The sequence below is a fragment of the Pseudomonas sp. UBA3149 genome (assembly GCF_002364655.1).
Taxonomy (GTDB): domain Bacteria; phylum Pseudomonadota; class Gammaproteobacteria; order Pseudomonadales; family Pseudomonadaceae; genus Chryseomonas; species Chryseomonas luteola.
Genome location: NZ_DEYV01000037.1, coordinates 59,360 through 75,501 on the forward strand (window position 1 = coordinate 59,360; position 16,142 = coordinate 75,501).

Sequence of the window (16,142 nt, forward strand, 5' to 3'; positions counted from 1 at the left end):
TCGAACTGCCAGCTGATGTCTAGATGACACTTCGACTACAAGGAACGAAAACGTTTCCACTCGATATAACTGAACACTGCCGCTCTGCTTGCACTACCTGATGTATCGCAACAAGTATAATGGCGCGCAGCCATCATCGTAATCAGCAGTGAGCGCTACTGGATAAATGGAGCAGCAGAGGTGACGGCATGACAACAATAGACTGAACGGCTAGTACCTTTAGCATGTACTGGTGTATCGGTTTATCTTTTTCATGCATTCATGCACGCATTGCCTGATATTTCCAGCTCGGGACACGCAGGCTGGTAGGTAAAAAACGGCCCTCCACGGGCCGTTTTAATGTCAGATGCGGTTCAGGCCAACTGATAAGGCTCCCGCTCGGGATGATTGGACAGCGATTCGTTGGGCATCTGGCTATGAAACGTTTTAAGTGCCTGGAAAACAAATAACAAGGCAGTCATACCCTCCTGATATTCGAAGATACCTTGCAAAGGCCAGATAGAAAGATGGGCCAGGAATACAGCCAAGGTAAAATCCAGACTGGGATTCAGCCGCTTGGCCACTTTGAAATACACCAGGAAGCTGACCGGAATGATCGCGATGGTTAGAAAACCAAAGCGGAACAGCGTACCGATCACACCTACATCCGAAAGGAAGAAGTAGTAACTGAAGTAGTGCTTGAAACCATCATTCCACATCAGGCTCAGACTACCGCTGGGTACCCAGTTGTACTCATGCAGATGATCCATAATCTGGGCGATGGTAGCCTCGCGCACATTATCCGTAGCGCCGTTCTGGGCAGATTGCATGTAGAAATCGATATTAACCCCGAAAAGCTCGAGCAGGTCAGGATCGATAACGAAGGGGGAAACGAGCAAGCCGCCAATCACCGCCAGCTTCACAGACTTAACCCGCAGGCACAGGAACGTAAAGATGATGCACAAGAGAATGACCTGCCGGGTCTGTGTGACGAACACCAGTGTCGCAAGGTAAACGAGCGCCAACAGTCCATAGCGAAGACTGGAGCGAGGGCTGCCGTCGATAGGTGATTTTCCTTTGCCCCAGAAGTAGATGCTCAGGCAGTAGCCAATGATCAGGGCAAATGCCCCGGTCGAGGCGCGGCCCGGTCGGCTGAGGTCCAGGTCCATCCCATCTCGCAGATCTGGCAATACCTCGAAATAGCACAGCCAGGACAGGACAACAGCCCCTAGCGCCACGATCAGAATGCAATTTTCAAACTGTGCCGCCGATACATGTTTGGCCAGGTACAACAAGGGAATGACACTAAAGCAGAGCAGCACCCTGCGTTCTTCGATTACCCCATAGACTAGCGGCTGACCATAAAAGAGCTCGGCAAACAACGCCGGTAGGAAGGTAAAGGTAAAAGCCGAAAATAGACAGAACAGGAACGCAACACTGTAATCTTTTCGTTCAGCTCCAACGGTTCCTACTAGAAACATGGCGCTGAAACCCAAACAGGCGGCCAGATAAAGCTCTGTCAGGTATTTGATACCAATAGGGTTCTGGGGATTCTGCTCAAGCAGCCCGAAATGCAGCACAAACGCCAACCCCAATAAACCACAGTACAACGTATTTGTACTTACTTTCTTCATTGACTACCCGTCCTATTACCTGGACATGACGTGCCGCCTGATGCGGCTACACAACCAATACGCAATCCTTGATTGCACCACTCTGAAACACCAATAACCTGCCGCGCTCACGCCGTGTGGACACACTTGCTACTGAAGTCACTGCTCAAAAGAGCGAACGCAACCGATCAACTTACAGCATCAAATGGTTACATTTGTACATACAAAAAACTTAAATTTACTTGACAGGTTTTTACGCCAACAGTCGGACTCCAGGATCTAAAAGAGTTCAATAGGGCGCAATGAAAGCCATCAAGGCGATGCATAAAGGGAGAAGTCGCTAACACTTAGGGCTGAGAGGAAGCGAGAAGATACTGCGCCCAGCAGATACAGGGCGCTACGGAAGAGCCCTATACGTAATAGAGCAGAACATCGCGCCTGTAATGCCAGGCGGCGAGTTCATTCAACAGTAATGGAGGTGACACAAGTTAGCCCTGAATGACAGCGTTGAGCTTTTCCTCCGTGTCGACATCCTCGGCCATGACCAGCTTGCTCTGGGCATGACATGGCGAAACGATGGATGCGAGGCTGTTCAAATAAGGGACATTGCCAGCCGCTTGACGATAGGCATGTCGAGCCTGATGGTGTCGGTAGGAAATTGGCGGACATTAGCCAAAGAACACTACAGCGCTTGCAAGAACAAAGGCAAACAGTCCGATATAGGCCAGAGGCCGATCAAGGCGAACAGTACGTGTCGCCTTATAGCTGCGCCCCATGTGCCCTAGCACAAGCGCTACGATCAACATCCCTGCTGCAATGAACATTCCTGTTAAACCTGTACTCAAACCGCTGCGCTGTTCTATTTCAGCGCTTGCCATTGACAAACGTCCCGAATAACGGACTCAGATCGCTGTTATCCGACGATTGGGCCGCATTTATCTAGCAATTTTGACTCAGACGTCTATCTGAATGCCAGTACGGAATTGCGCCTAGGCGAAGGAGACCAAGGTCGCCATGTTTGTGGATTTTCTTTCTAATGCTGCTCTACTTCTGGCGCTCTGCTGGCTACGGGACTACCTCTGGCGTACCTGGCCACACAAGGTACTGTCATCGGAACTGATTGTTGGATGTGCAACGGGCTTGATCTGTATTGCCGTCATGATACATCCCGTACCGATTGGCCTCGGGATCTTTGTAGATGCGCGGCTGGCCATACTGTCGGTGACCGCCCTGATGGCAGGCCCCCTGGTTGCCAGTATTGCAGCAGCAATGACGGCACTGTATCGGTTCTGGCTAGGCGGCGTAGGGGCCTATCCCGGCGTATTGAATGCCTTCATGGCCGTGGCGTTAGGTCTCGCTTATCGCATGGCCTACCACCGAGGCTGGATCAGACAAGGCCCTCTTCAGGTACTGTTGCTGGGCGGTGCGGTACATGCCCTCGCCCTGCTCACGCTTACCCTCGTATATTGCCCTTTCGGCCAAGCGGCTCAACGTACCATGCTGGCCATGATGCTGACGATGCCCCCTACAGGCCTGCTCGTCTGGCTTCTGTTTCGTGACCAGGAGAAACGTAACCAGGCTGAACAGGCTCTGGCGCGAAGCGAAGCCCGGCTGAGCGCCATTACCCAGGCGATTCCTGACATCCTGCTGGTTATCGATCAGGACGGTCGCTTTCAGGAGGTCGTCTCGTCCTCCCATGATGCCAAGAAGATCAATGAGCACTTGGCGAAGGTGGGCCAGCGATTGCAGGATGTGCTGCCTTATACCCAGGCGAACTACCTGACCACCTGGGTCAGAAAGGTCCTGAAAAGCCCGACACCTCTCACCGTGGAATACCAGCTTAGCTCTCCTGCGGGGGAGCGCTATTTCGAGGGCAAGGCCCAGGCGATCGCTTCGGATGCAGAACGTAAGCAGGCGATCGTCATGGTAACTCGTGATGTCACGGCCAGGCATGAGTACGAAGAGCAAATCCGTCGGCTGGCGTTTTACGACACCCTGACCGAACTTCCCAATCGGCGCTTTTTCCTGGAGCGGCTCAAAACGGCCCAACTTGCCTGCCAGCGACACGGACATAGCGGCGCCCTGCTATTCATCGATCTGGATAACTTCAAAAACATCAATGATCTGTATGGCCACGATGCCGGCGATACCGTCCTCAAGGAAGCAGCACACCGTCTGAAACAGATCGTGCGGGCAACCGATACCGTGGCTCGTCTGGGAGGAGACGAATTTGTCATCCTGCTGGAAGGCTTGTCGGAAGACGAACAAGCTGCCGCGCACCAGGCAAGTCACATCGGCCAGCAGGTGCTGGCGGCCCTAGAGCGTCCTTTCGAATTCGAACAAGGTAATCAGACCATTAGCGGTAGCGTAGGCATTGTGTTGTTTGACAGCAGAAGTGCAAGCCACGACTTGCTTCAGCAGGCCGACATCTCCATGTATTCAGCCAAGAGCCACGGCAAGAATGCCATTCGCTTTTATGATCCGAGCATGCAAAGCAGCATTGCTGCCCGCCTGCAACTGGAGCAACAGATCCGGCAAGGGCTGCTCGACAATGAATTCCGCGTTTACTATCAGCTTCAGTGGAGCGATCAGAAAGGGCTTATCGGCCTTGAAGCGCTTCTGCGCTGGCAGCATCCGGATTGGGGCCTGGTAGGCCCTGCCGCCTTTCTGGAAGTCGCAAGCAACACAGGATTACTTACCGAACTGGACCGTTGGCTGCTCGATGAGGTGTGCTCGCAGTTGCTTGCCTGGTCAAAAGAGCCTTCTCTCGCCCACCTACCGGTTTCGGTCAATGTCTGCGCGTCCCATCTACGGCAATCCAGTTTTGCCACTGAGGTCATGGACGTCTTGAAACACAAGCATATCGACCCTGCCCTGATCAAAATCGAGCTGACTGAGGCAACTCTGATACTGGACCTCGACCAGGCCTGTTCGCATATCGAAACACTCAGAGGACAAGGTGTTCGCTTCGCCCTGGATGACTTCGGTACCGGGTACTCATCACTCAACTATCTGCAGAAGCTGCCCATCGATCAGGTCAAGATCGACCAGAGCTTTGTGCAACGGCTGCCAGGGTCGGAGAGTGTTGCCATCATCCAGGCCATTTCCGGTCTGGCTACGACCTTTGGCCTCGATATCGTAGCAGAGGGTGTGGAAAGTGAAGCACAGCGCCAGCTGCTGGCCGAAAATGGTTGCACCACCTATCAGGGCTATCTGTTCGCTAAACCCTTGCCGGCTCGAGACGTAGTCCGTGCGGCGGAGCTGGCCAGCACCTGAAGGGAGTGATTGCCAGGTGTGGCAGACCAGCAGTCAAATCCTGCCGCTGGTCTGCCATAAATATTTAATGATCGTCTGCCTTTCATTAAATCCTGTGGGCGCCGATAAATGAACTAAGCCTCCACTTCTGGCCACTCATCCAAGGATCAATCATGTTCTTCAAACGCCTCAAACAGGAACTGGCCGCCCTGCGGGAAAGCCTCTCGGTTGTACAACAGGTTAAACAAAGCCTCGACACATCGATGATCGGCTTCACCCTGAATTCACGAGGCGTGATTGAACAGGTCAACGATCAATTCATGCTTGAAATGCTCTACAAGAGCCATGAGATCGTCGGCCGCAATATTGATGAGCTGGTTCCGGTGCATATCAAGCAAACCGATATCTATCGCCGGATGAAGGTTGCGCTACAGAAAGGTGAGCATTTCAGTGGCGTTGTTCGTCTGCTCAGGGCAGACGGTAAGGAGGCCTGGCTACGCTGCCTATGGCAACCGATACGCAACGCCTCGGGTCAGGTTGATCACTTTTACATCTATGCCAACAACCTGACCCGTACGATCGAGACCTCCCGCGAGCATGAAAGCCTGATAAAAGCACTGTTACGCTCTACCGCCGTCATCGAGTTCAACCTGAACGGCGAAGTGATTACCGCCAACGACCGCTTCCTCAGTGCCATGGGTTATACGCTGGATCAGGTCAAGGGCAAGCATCACCGCCTGTTCTGCGAGCCTGCCGAATACAATTCGTCTGAGTATCAGGATTTCTGGGCCAAGCTCAATCGCAGCGAGTTCGTCAACGGTCGCTTCAAGCGCGTGGACCGATATGGTCATGTCGTCTGGCTTGAGGCCTCCTACAACCCCATCCTCAATGCCGAAGACAAGTTGTGCAAGATCGTGAAGTTCGCAACGGTCGTCACAGATCAGGTCAATCGTGAAAACGCTGTCATCGAGGCAGCCGGTATCGCCTACGGTACGTCGCAAAAAACCGATGCTGCAGCCAAGAAGGGCGCAGGCGTAGTCAACCAGACCATCGGTATCATGCAGCAGCTGTCCAGGCAGATGGAACATGCTGCTGAAGGCATTGAGGCATTGGATAAGCAGTCGCTCGTAATCGGCTCAATCGTCAAGACCATCAGTGGCATTGCCGAGCAGACCAACCTGCTGGCACTCAACGCGGCTATTGAAGCCGCCCGCGCAGGTGAGCAGGGCCGTGGATTCGCGGTAGTGGCCGATGAAGTGCGTCAGCTGGCAGCCCGAACGAGCAAAGCAACCGAAGAAATCGTTGGCGTTGTCCAAGAGAACCAGGCCCTTGCTCAGGAAGCCGTCTCCCGCATGTCTGAAGGCAAGAACCAGGCAGAACAGGGTCTGGCGCTGGCCTCTGAAGCCGGTGTGGTCATCGTTGATATCCAGGACGGTGCCCAGCGTGTAGTTGATGCAGTGGGCCAGTTCAACCAGCTGACAACATAAGCCACACAGCGCCTTCTCGCATAAAAGGGCTCTGAGAGTGACTGTTTGCAGACCGCGTGCTGGCCAGACCAGGCTCTATGGAGCTTGGTCTGGCGCTGAATGTATACAGTTCGTCCAATAACGTAAAAAGCAACCCAAAAAAATTAAATTTTTTTTGGGTTAGCTAAGTCCGTGCCAGCAAAAGATTTTTTTACACGTCAATGCAATATTACGGAAATATTTGCGTGCCATTGGGCAGAACCCCCTAGAGGGAACGAGCGGTCATCATTAGAATGCGCGCCCCTAACCCATGGAACTCGAACCGGTAGCGGCTAAAGGTCGTTATCAGGCAGTCCATGTGCGCACGGCGGCCGGCAGTCCACACGATATGCCTTGGCCCTGTGAAGTCGAATTACTCATTGAAATTGACAGACCTCCTGTGAGAACGCCTCGCGCGTACTAACAGGAGGTAATACGCCATATCGATCTGATTATCCCACGAGGACATGATGGACGTTACCCAATTTGATACGCTTATCCAGCTGCTTGAAACGCTTCCCCTGCATAATCTGACCGAAGCCCAACTGGACCGTCTGCATGCTGCAGCCGATGTCTGTTTCTGTGAAGTTGAAGAAGAGTGGGACAAGCGGGAAAGCACGACGGTAGTCGCCTGATACGCCTTGCTTGACTACAGGGAACGCCTCCCCTGTCTGAAGAGCCCGCCGGTTGTTTTTATCTCCATCTCATGACAAGACGCTCAGTCTGAAAACACAGCGGCTCGATGATCAAACAAAGCCGCCCCTGACCCAGGGGCGGCTTTGTCGTTTCTGGGTATAACGGTCAACTCTGCCTATCCACTTTCACAAATAACTGCTTCATACATTGGGCTTTACCGAGTCGACTAAGACGTTTGATCCCCAAAAGGTGTACGGAGACATACCGAACCCGACAATTCTGTAATCCCGCCGACGCAGTGCGGCGCGCCTTGGCGTACCGCACTGTTGCGTTCAAGGCTTCGCAGGCACCGGGCACAACCGCAAGCGGCCGGAACTGTAGCCAATCGCCAGGAACTGATCGTCCTCGCTCCAGGCCATGGAGCTTACACCCGCCTCGTCCAGCAAGCCTGCCAAAGGTTCACCACGGGCCAGATCAAAAATAACCGTGAGACCATCGTCTCCACCGGAGGCTAGGCGGCTGTCTGCATGGCTGAACACAATAGAGCTAATGGGTTTGGTATGTACGGGCAGTACTACCGGCTTGCTGCTTTGTGGCCCTTTACCTGAACAATCCCAGATAATCAGAGAAGCTGCACCGCCTGTTGCGAAGTAGCGGCTGTCAGCACTCCAATCAAAATGCCTGACCTTGGATGGGTACCCACTCATGCGAAAATCTTCGCCGCTTTTCAGATACCACAGGTGAATAGCATTGTCCTGGCATCCGGCGGCAATAAACCGCTGATCTGGACTGACCGAGAGACTCAGCAGAGAGTCTTTCCAGGGGAAGTGCCGCAGGGGCTGCTCACGCTCCGCAGACCATTGGTTGACCAGCCCATAGCAGCTGCTGAGCAGGGTAGCATCAGCCAGCCATAACAACCCTGTGACCGTACTGGCGGTCTGTCCAAAGCTTTGCTTCAGCTTGCCTTCGGCGGTCCAGAGCTGGATCTGCCGGCCGGCTGCTGAAGCCAATCCGCCCTCGGCTGACCAGCATAAGAATTCAACCCAACTACGTCCGCTATCCAGCTGATGTACTTTACTGCCCGTAGCGGGCTCCCACAGGATAATACCGCCCCGCTGCCCACCACTGGCCAAAAGGTTACCGTCAGGTGACCACGCTAATGCACTGGTCGCCAGCCCATGCACCGCATGACGCCATACTTCGCGACCATTAGCCGTGTCATACACCGCAACCGAACCGTCCGCATAGGCCGTCGCCAGCCGGGTATTGTCTGGCGACCAGAGCAGCGTGTTGATGTGCTCGCCACCCTCCACTTGCCAGAGACTCTGCAGGCGTTGTACCGCTGTGGAGTCGCTCATGCCAGGCAACCTTTCAGTCCTGCTATCAGCTCTTCGCGGTCCAGATTACGGCCAATGAATACGATTTCGCTCTGGCGTTTCTCATTGGGCTGCCACAACCGATCCGGGCCGCCATCAAGCAACATATGAACGGCTTGGAAGACGAATCGGCGATTCTCCTGTGCAATGTTTAGAATGCCTTTGGTTCGCAGGATGTCCTGCCCCTTCCGAGCCAGTAGCGGACCTAGCCATTGATTGACCTTTGCCTCCGACAGCGCCCCTTCCAAGGTAATGCCAACAGAGCTGATTTCTTCATCATGGCTATGGGACGCGGCAAACTCGCGTTGACTGCTCGGCTCAAGGCGAACGCCTGACTGCTCCAGTCGCAGCCCAAACTCTTCGGGCCCATGCTCAGTTACCAGAGCATAGTATCCCGCCGCCGGAATCAGCAGATTAACCGTCTGCTCTGCATCGTCTTCCGGCACTTTCAAATTGACGGCCTGACGACCAGGCATCAGCTTGGTACCTGCACGGATCTTTTTAGCCTCTCGATCAAAGGCTCCTTCGGCGATAACAACAGCCCTGTCCAGATCACCCTCACTTTCGCCATTGACAGGCATCAGCAGCGCGCCAATAAACGGATCGGGGCCTGCCCCATAACGGAGCTCGGTAATGCCTGCCGGCAAATGCCAGATTCCAGCCCACTCAAACGGATATTCCTTCTGTAGAAAGTCTGGCCGTTGGTCCAACACCCGTTCCAGATCAAAGCCGCCCACGTTCATGACAGTAGGAATGTCGACTTCGGCATTAACGGTCCGATGGATACGAGCCAACGAATTCATCTTGCGGATTCGTGTTTCCAGTTCGTCCAGCCTGGCGGGCTCGACCAGATCCGTCTTGTTCAGCAGGATGACATCGGCAAAGGCAATCTGCTCTCGTACCTCACTGCTGTCCTCCAGATGCAGCCCGACATGGTGAGCGTCGACGACGGTAATGATGCCGTCCAGTTGGAGCTGCGCTCGGATTTCGTCATCAACAAAGAACGTTTGTGCCACCGGGCCAGGATCGGCCATGCCCGTGGTCTCCACCAGAATATGATCGAACTTGTCACGCCGGTTCATCAGGTTGCCCAGGATCCGGATAAGGTCACCCCGTACCGTGCAGCAGATACAACCGTTATTCATCTCAAAGACTTCCTCGTCGGCATTAACCACCAAGGCGTCATCAATGCCGATCTCGCCAAACTCATTTTCAATCACAGCAATACGCATACCATGCTGCTTGCTAAGGATGTGATTGAGCAACGTCGTTTTGCCTGAACCCAGAAAGCCGGTCAGCACCGTGACAGGGACGCGTAGATCTGACATAAAACACTCAACCGATAATGTTATGAGATAACGTAACTTATCAAATAGCTAGCGTCTATATGCGCTTGATAGAGTAATTAGCTAATCCGGTGTCCCTAGTCGGGAAAAACGTCCTGTTTCATCGAGTAACATGTAGGTGTCATGTACTCCCTTTCGAGCAAAGGCTTCATGTTTTCTGGATTCATCGTTTCTGCCTCAATATAAGAAAGAACCGCCGCCCAGAACAGCCGTTGCGATACCAATAGGAAGATCGTCGGATGTGAATAAGGTATGCGCGGCCATGTCAATCCATAGCGGAAACAGCCCGCCTAGTAGTGCTGCCACTAGTAAAGGTTGCCGTTGTTTGGCCACGATAAACCGCCTCGCCAGATGTGGGAGCATCAGTCTGACAAATACAATGGCGCTGCTAACCACCACCATGACGCCTGAAAGCAAAGAGGCACAGATATAGGCTAGCAAGGGAACCCTGGTTTGCTCAGGTATTACTGGCTTACTGAGTAAGGTTGAGCTGATAACTGAACTGCTCTTTCATCTATCCTTCGCCATCAAAGGCCATCTGCCACAGGTCATAGCTGCCGTAGCCCAAACGTAGATGATTTTGGATCAGCTTTTGCAGGGACTGTTTTGACAGGACGTTGTCCACTACACCAGCCGCGACTATTGCCATGAAATAGAGAGGCGACTCCCCATAGCAGCTCAATCAGCCCAGCTGATTACAGGTCCGTTGGAAACGTAGCCGTCCCGTAATCGATATAAAGGCTCGCTCCGTCATGGAGCTGAATGACCAAATGTTACTCTGTAAAACCACGACGTTCATGCAGTGCCGTACCGCCCCATATGACTAATAAAGGGCGGCCGTGAAATAGCCTCTTAACAGATAGATTTACATCTGATGAGCCTCTTCCCCGTCTATCACCGACTGGGCTGGCAGGCCTCTCCGGAGGCTTAAGACTACTCAAGGAGCTGTTACATTTTCGGTTTTAAGCCTATCACCGGGTTGCACTCCAAACCAGACGCCTACCGTCGCGTCTGGTAATGCTGGCGGTGTCTCGGCAGCCATAACTGAAAAATGAAGATAACGTTGCCAGGCCATTCAGCACGCTTCCTGGGATACGTCCACGGTATAAATTGAGAGGATTAGCAATCCAATAAGTCAACTGAATCGGTTACGTTATGACGTATTATTAATGAAGGAGTGTAGTCCTGATCTAAAATTCAAAAGCCTGCTGCCAGCTACTGCTGCCAGTTCCTAGGCAGAGTGTTGTCTCAGCGAGACGCAATCCTTTCGGCTTTGATGATAGTGCAAAACGATAGGTGTGCTAAGAATTGCCTCGTCTTCTGCATTCCCGAGCCGCCTTATCCGTCCAGATAGAATCATTTGCTTGTAAGCCCCTCTTGGACAGCGCTACCTTAGACGGCTATATCCCGGATGTACGACTCATAACAACAACGCACTGATTAACCTATGCCCAGAACAGGTTCCCGTACCACTGGCCGCCCTACGCTGGCCGAAGTAGCCAGACTGGCCGCTGTTTCGCCCATTACTGCATCACGAGCCCTGCGAGGGGTTGCCACGGTTGCGCCCGAGCTGGTCGAAAAAGTCCGCGAGGCCGCCCGTGCCCTGGGTTACGTTGCCAACCCTGCCGCCCGCACCCTGGCCTCCGCACAAAGTCAATCCGTTGTGGTGCTGATCCCTTCGCTGTCAAACCAGCTATTCATTGAGAGTCTGGAAGCTATCCATCAGGTTTTAAGACCTCACGGGCTGGAGGTACTGATTGGCAATTATCACTACTCGCCTGAAGAAGAAGAAAACCTGATTCGCAATTATCTGGCGTATCAGCCCAGGGGAATTCTGCTGACAGGCTTTGACAGAACGGAGCATGCCCGTCAGCTATTGGCTGGCAGTCGTGTTCCTTGCGTATATATGATGGAACTGGATGCGGATACGGCTACGTGCAGCGCTGGTTTCTCTCAATATGCTGCGGGGGCAGCGGCGGCCCGGCACCTGATTGAGCGTGGCCGCCAACGCATTGCCTATATTGCGGCCCAGCTCGATCCACGCGCGCTAAGGCGTGGCGATGGATTCCGGGAAACCCTACAGCAAGCCGGCATGTATGATCCTGGTTTGGAGATACTTGATGTCCGGCCCTCCTCGATCGAATTGGGAGCTACCTTGTTCACCGATCTCATGCACCGGCATCCTGACGTGGATGGGATCTTCTTTTGTAACGATGACCTGGCACACGGAGCGATCTTTCAGGCCCAGCGCCAGGGTATTTCCATTCCCCATCAGGTCGCCCTGGTCGGCTTCAATGATCTGCCGGCCTCGGCCCACATGGTGCCACGCCTTACGTCCATCCGGACACCCCGGGAAGCCGTAGGTCATCAAGCCGCCACATTACTCCTGGACCTGATGGCAGAACGTACCGGACCAACCCAGATCGACCTGGGATTTGAATTGGTCGTGCGGGAAAGTAGCTAGACTGGGTGATATAGGGCCATCTGTTGGAATGCATGCTCATACGCAGCGGTCAGTAGGGCTTGTCAGATCCCGCCCCTTGTACGATCGCCACACCAGAGCTAGTACCAAGGCGGGTAGCACCCGCCTCAATCATGGCAACGGCGGTGGCGTAATCCCGAACACCGCCCGAAGCCTTGACTCCTATATCAGGCCCGACGACCCGGCGCATCAGGCGAACATCTTCAAGGGTTGCGCCCTGATGACTGAAGCCGGTAGACGTCTTTACAAACGCAACGCCCAGCTCCCGACAGATCACACAAGCCTGCTCCTTCTGCAGATCATCCAGCAGGCAGGTTTCCAGAATGACCTTGAGCGGAACGGAACCGCAGGCAGCAAGTACCTGTGCAATGTCGCTGCGGACCTCTTCCAGCAAACCATCCTTAAACCAACCGATATTCAGCACCATATCGATCTCCTGAGCACCGTTTGCAATGGCACGTTCGGCCTCGAATGCCTTGGTTTCGCTTAACCCTGCTCCAAGCGGAAACCCCACTACAGCGCACACACGCGACGGAGTCTCTTTCAGGCATTGAGCCACATAGGGCACATGCGCCGAATTTACGCATACGGAATAAAACCCATACTGCTGCGCCTCTTGGCACAGCTGCCGAAGCTGTTCGCGCGAGGCATTGGCAGCCAGTAACGTGTGGTCGATGTAGTGAGCAAGGCTAGCCGGTTCGATAGTCATGGCGTTACGTCCGTAGCGGTCGCATTAAAGACGCGTACGTTAAATAAAAAACGGCCTGCAAGGCAAACGCCTGCTGGCTGCTCTTTTTCCCCTCACTCTCAAGATGACCGGGCAGTCATATAATCCTTGTCTATAGTTGCCTAGGACTGGCGCTGCGCTTGTTCGACATCCTAGCAGGGGCGTCGCTCTATAGCCGCAGCGTGCTCCCCTACCTCATAAGAAAAGCAAGAAGGTCCTATGCGCATCATGTTGCTTCGAAACAGCCTGCTTACCCTGTGCGTAAGCCTTTCCACCGCCGTCGCTGCCGATTCGGCTGTCGCACCCGGGGTACCGGGTGAATCGCCCTTTTGGTCGTATTCAGGCAAGACCGGCATCGGAACGTCCTATGAGCAATACCATAACGGGGCTTATTCCAGCGATGCCGCGACAGGACAGGTGTCCAGGGTGTGGTTTTCCCTGGCCAACGGCATCGTGACAGAAACCATGTTCGGCCTGATTCATGAGGCACAGCTGCGTGCAATGCAGGTAGTGGTAAAAGGGCCTGACTTTGTCAATCTTGAAGAAACCGATACGACCAGCGAAACGCACTATCTCTCTACCGACAGCGAGGGCAGACCTACGTCCCTGGCCTACCGGCTGATCAATCGCGCCAAAAACGGCCAGTATGAAATCGAAAAGCATGTATTTACCGATCCAGACTCCGACGCATTGATCATGCGAGTCATCTTTCGCAGTGCCAACCCTGCACTCGAGGCTTATCTCCATATTGACCCTGCCATAAATAACAGCGGAAGCGGTGATCATGCCTTTACAGAGCGAAACGCACTGTATGCCCAGGAACAGGAAACCACTCTGGTGGTCAAGGCTAGTCGTGATCTGGAGCTACCAACCGTGGGCTTTGCCGGAGTCTCGGATGGGCTTGAGGAGTTGCGCAAGAAAGGATCGCTCGAGTCACGCTATACCACTACCGGCAATACACCCGGCAATGTAGCCATGATGGCCCGGATACCCCGTACGGGGGACTTAACCACCATCGATGTCGTAGTCGGATTCGGTCGTACTCGACAGGCTGCAGACCAGGCAGCCGATAGCACCTTGCAGCGTGGCTACGAACATGTGCTTGCGCACTATAACGGTGAGGGAGATGCTATAGGTTGGCAGGACTATCTGGCCTCGCTGACCAGTCTGCCAACGATGCGGCAACAGACGACAGATAACGGCAAGCTGCTCAATGTCAGTGCGATGGTGCTGAAAGCCCAGGAAGACAAGACTCATGCAGGCGCTCTAATCGCCTCGCTGTCCAACCCCTGGGGTGAAACGGTACCCGCTACCAAAGGCACTACCGGCTACAAGGCCGTCTGGCCACGGGACTTTTACCAATGTGCCATGGCTCTGCTGGCTCTGGGCGATACACAGACCTCCAGGGTAGCGTTTGAATACCTGAAAAAGGTCCAGGTCACAAAAGACACACCTCCCCTGCAGGCAGATGGCTCTGCCTATATCCATGAGCAAAAGCAAGAGAGTGCCCAGAAAAGCGCTGAGTCTGGAGCAACCGGCTGGTTTCTTCAGAAGACCCATGTCGACGGCACGATTGAATGGGTAGGTGTTCAGCTCGATCAAACCGCCATGCCGATCATGCTGGGCTACAAGCTCTGGAAAAATGGCGTGCTTTCTGACAACTACATCACCCGGTGGTATCGGGAGATGCTCAAACCGGCCGCGGACTTCCTGGCTCAAGGTGGGCAGGTCAGGCTGGGCTGGAATGACTGGACCGTAAAACCTCCACAAACACAGCAGGATCGCTGGGAGGAACAATGGGGCTACTCCCCCTCTACCACCGCGGCCGTCATTGCAGGTCTTGTAGCCGCATCGGAACTGGCCACCCAGGCAGGTGACCAGGAAGGAGCCAAATCCTACCTGGATACTGCCAGGCGCTACTCCAGTCGTATCGAATCCAGCATGTTTACACAAAAAGGTGTTTTTGGAGACAAGCGCTATTACCTGCGGATCACACAAAACGATAACCCTGACGACGGCGGGATGCTGCTGGACAACAACAGCCGGCCAGGCCTTCCAGAAAACCAGATACTGGACGCGGGCTTTCTGGAGCTTGTCCGTTACGGTGTTCGTCCTGCCACAGACACCCACATCGTCAATAGCCTGAATGTACTGGACAATCAAGCCATTCCGGAAAACCTCAGGGTCAAGTACACCTTTACCTACCCGGGCGTTTCAGGAGAATTTCCCGGCTGGAGACGCTACGGAAATGATGGCTACGGTGAAAGTGAGACCACGGGTATCAATTATCCCGCGACTGAAGAGCCGGTCATGAACTCAGGGTTGCGTGGCCGTGTCTGGCCTATTTTCACAGGCGAGCGCGGCCATTACGCTCTGGCACTTGCAAAAGCGCAGCAGCCGGGTGGAGAAAAGATCTTATCCGAGGATCAGTTAAAGGGAATCCGTGATACCTACGTCAAGGCCATGGAGCTTTTTGCCAACCAGGGGTTCATGCTTCCCGAACAGGTATGGGACGGCGTGGGTAATAATGAACGTCATCAATATACCAAGGGCAAGGGGACTGACAGCGCAACGCCCCTGGCATGGTCCCATGCCGAGTATGTCAAATTGGTTCGTTCGCTCAGTGATCAGCGTGTGTGGGACCGTTACCCCGTTGTCTCAGAGAAACTCCAGCCATAAGGCCGGAATACGGTATGCTGAGCGGGATACACTTCATCCTGACAGTTCCATTGAACAGAATGGAAAGGAGTTCACGCTGTTGGATGAGAAAAAGACCTTATTGGGCATCAGGTTGTCTGTTGAAGAGCCTTATCTCTTTGGCAGGCTTCCTATACCATCCGGGATGAGAGATAACGCATAATGGAAAGCAAGGCCGCGATTCCATCAAGACAACTGACTACTCTGGAGTATTTGCATGAATAAAGGGGAATTGATCGATCAAGTGGCTGCAGCAGCAGGCCTAACCAAGGCTCAAGCTCAAGCAACTGTGACCGCCATCACCGACACTATCAGCCAGGAATTGGCCAAGGGTAACGATGTTGCTCTGGTTGGTTTTGGTACCTTTACCGTCAAAGAGCGCGCCGCCCGTGAAGGCCGCAATCCTCAGACTGGCAAGACCATTAAAATCGCAGCTGCCAAAGTGCCTGGCTTCAAGCCTGGCAAAGGCCTGAAAGACGCTGTGAACTGACAGACGTCCGACGCGGTAACAAAAGGCCTGCTTGAA

At 53.8% G+C, this 16,142-nt stretch carries 11 protein-coding genes and 2 pseudogenes; 7 read left to right on the forward strand and 6 right to left on the reverse strand.

The features are described from left to right. Window positions 1-353 precede the first annotated feature (353 nt). Both B3729_RS21155 and B3729_RS21160 read right to left on the reverse strand, forming a co-directional pair. The gene (locus B3729_RS21155) at window positions 354-1,613 is read right to left on the reverse strand and encodes a hypothetical protein (RefSeq protein ID WP_010798825.1); all 1,260 of its coding nucleotides are present in this window, start codon (window positions 1,611-1,613) and stop codon (window positions 354-356) included. A 647-nt stretch (window positions 1,614-2,260) separates the two neighbouring features. Further along, window positions 2,261-2,416 (reverse strand): hypothetical protein, encoded by a 156-nt coding sequence (locus B3729_RS21160; protein ID WP_019366710.1) that lies wholly within the window; start codon window positions 2,414-2,416, stop codon window positions 2,261-2,263. Between the two features lie 190 nt (window positions 2,417-2,606). Between B3729_RS21160 and B3729_RS21165 the strand changes: the two genes are divergently transcribed. The 4 genes and pseudogenes from B3729_RS21165 (at window position 2,607) to B3729_RS21175 (ending at window position 6,987) form a co-directional block, all read left to right on the forward strand. Continuing rightward, entirely contained in the window at window positions 2,607-4,868 is a 2,262-nt protein-coding gene (locus B3729_RS21165; RefSeq protein ID WP_286788937.1) for a putative bifunctional diguanylate cyclase/phosphodiesterase, read from the forward strand. Between the two features lie 242 nt (window positions 4,869-5,110). Continuing rightward, window positions 5,111-5,794: pseudogene (locus B3729_RS24885) on the forward strand (PAS domain-containing protein); the annotation flags it as partial. A 108-nt stretch (window positions 5,795-5,902) separates the two neighbouring features. Next, window positions 5,903-6,334 (forward strand): annotated as a pseudogene (locus B3729_RS24890) (methyl-accepting chemotaxis protein); the annotation flags it as partial. Window positions 6,335-6,822: 488 nt separating this feature from the next. Further along, on the forward strand, window positions 6,823-6,987 hold the full coding sequence (locus tag B3729_RS21175; RefSeq protein ID WP_010798829.1) for a hypothetical protein: 165 nt from the start codon (window positions 6,823-6,825) through the stop codon (window positions 6,985-6,987). Window positions 6,988-7,320: 333 nt separating this feature from the next. On the opposite strand, the gene B3729_RS21180 is transcribed toward B3729_RS21175, so the two are convergent. The 3 genes from B3729_RS21180 to B3729_RS24895 form a co-directional block, all read right to left on the reverse strand. Continuing rightward, window positions 7,321-8,346, reverse strand: a complete 1,026-nt coding sequence (locus B3729_RS21180) for a WD40 repeat domain-containing protein (RefSeq protein ID WP_286788939.1) — start codon at window positions 8,344-8,346, stop codon at window positions 7,321-7,323. Next, complete coding sequence (locus B3729_RS21185) at window positions 8,343-9,692, reverse strand: CobW family GTP-binding protein (RefSeq protein ID WP_286788940.1); 1,350 nt, start codon at window positions 9,690-9,692, stop codon at window positions 8,343-8,345. Before B3729_RS21185 ends, B3729_RS21180 begins: the two co-directional genes overlap by 4 nt. Before the next feature lie 195 nt (window positions 9,693-9,887). Beyond that, window positions 9,888-10,151 (reverse strand): iron chelate uptake ABC transporter family permease subunit, encoded by a 264-nt coding sequence (locus B3729_RS24895; RefSeq protein WP_409438640.1) that lies wholly within the window; start codon window positions 10,149-10,151, stop codon window positions 9,888-9,890. A gap of 1,006 nt (window positions 10,152-11,157) precedes the next feature. Between B3729_RS24895 and B3729_RS21190 the strand changes: the two genes are divergently transcribed. Beyond that, complete coding sequence (locus B3729_RS21190) at window positions 11,158-12,174, forward strand: LacI family DNA-binding transcriptional regulator (RefSeq protein WP_286788941.1); 1,017 nt, start codon at window positions 11,158-11,160, stop codon at window positions 12,172-12,174. A 49-nt stretch (window positions 12,175-12,223) separates the two neighbouring features. On the opposite strand, the gene deoC is transcribed toward B3729_RS21190, so the two are convergent. Continuing rightward, entirely contained in the window at window positions 12,224-12,901 is a 678-nt protein-coding gene (deoC, locus tag B3729_RS21195) for a deoxyribose-phosphate aldolase (RefSeq protein ID WP_074828551.1), read from the reverse strand. Between the two features lie 237 nt (window positions 12,902-13,138). Between deoC and B3729_RS21200 the strand changes: the two genes are divergently transcribed. Both B3729_RS21200 and B3729_RS21205 read left to right on the forward strand, forming a co-directional pair. Further along, the gene (locus B3729_RS21200; RefSeq protein ID WP_286788942.1) at window positions 13,139-15,598 is read left to right on the forward strand and encodes a glucan 1,4-alpha-glucosidase; all 2,460 of its coding nucleotides are present in this window, start codon (window positions 13,139-13,141) and stop codon (window positions 15,596-15,598) included. Window positions 15,599-15,833: 235 nt separating this feature from the next. Beyond that, the gene (locus tag B3729_RS21205; protein WP_010798836.1) at window positions 15,834-16,106 is read left to right on the forward strand and encodes an HU family DNA-binding protein; all 273 of its coding nucleotides are present in this window, start codon (window positions 15,834-15,836) and stop codon (window positions 16,104-16,106) included. Window positions 16,107-16,142 lie beyond the last annotated feature (36 nt).

Bases quoted from the DNA above. Each gene is read 5' to 3' on its own strand.
- B3729_RS21155 (WP_010798825.1), bottom strand. From the start codon at position 1,613: ATGAAGAAAGTAAGTACAAATACGTTGTACTGTGGTTTATTGGGGTTG.
- B3729_RS21160 (WP_019366710.1), bottom strand. From the start codon at position 2,416: ATGTTCATTGCAGCAGGGATGTTGATCGTAGCGCTTGTGCTAGGGCAC.
- B3729_RS21165 (WP_286788937.1), top strand. From the start codon at position 2,607: ATGTTTGTGGATTTTCTTTCTAATGCTGCTCTACTTCTGGCGCTCTGC.
- B3729_RS21175 (WP_010798829.1), top strand. From the start codon at position 6,823: ATGGACGTTACCCAATTTGATACGCTTATCCAGCTGCTTGAAACGCTT.
- B3729_RS21180 (WP_286788939.1), bottom strand. From the start codon at position 8,346: ATGAGCGACTCCACAGCGGTACAACGCCTGCAGAGTCTCTGGCAAGTG.
- B3729_RS21185 (WP_286788940.1), bottom strand. From the start codon at position 9,692: ATGTCAGATCTACGCGTCCCTGTCACGGTGCTGACCGGCTTTCTGGGT.
- B3729_RS21190 (WP_286788941.1), top strand. From the start codon at position 11,158: ATGCCCAGAACAGGTTCCCGTACCACTGGCCGCCCTACGCTGGCCGAA.
- deoC (WP_074828551.1), bottom strand. From the start codon at position 12,901: ATGACTATCGAACCGGCTAGCCTTGCTCACTACATCGACCACACGTTA.
- B3729_RS21200 (WP_286788942.1), top strand. From the start codon at position 13,139: ATGCGCATCATGTTGCTTCGAAACAGCCTGCTTACCCTGTGCGTAAGC.
- B3729_RS21205 (WP_010798836.1), top strand. From the start codon at position 15,834: ATGAATAAAGGGGAATTGATCGATCAAGTGGCTGCAGCAGCAGGCCTA.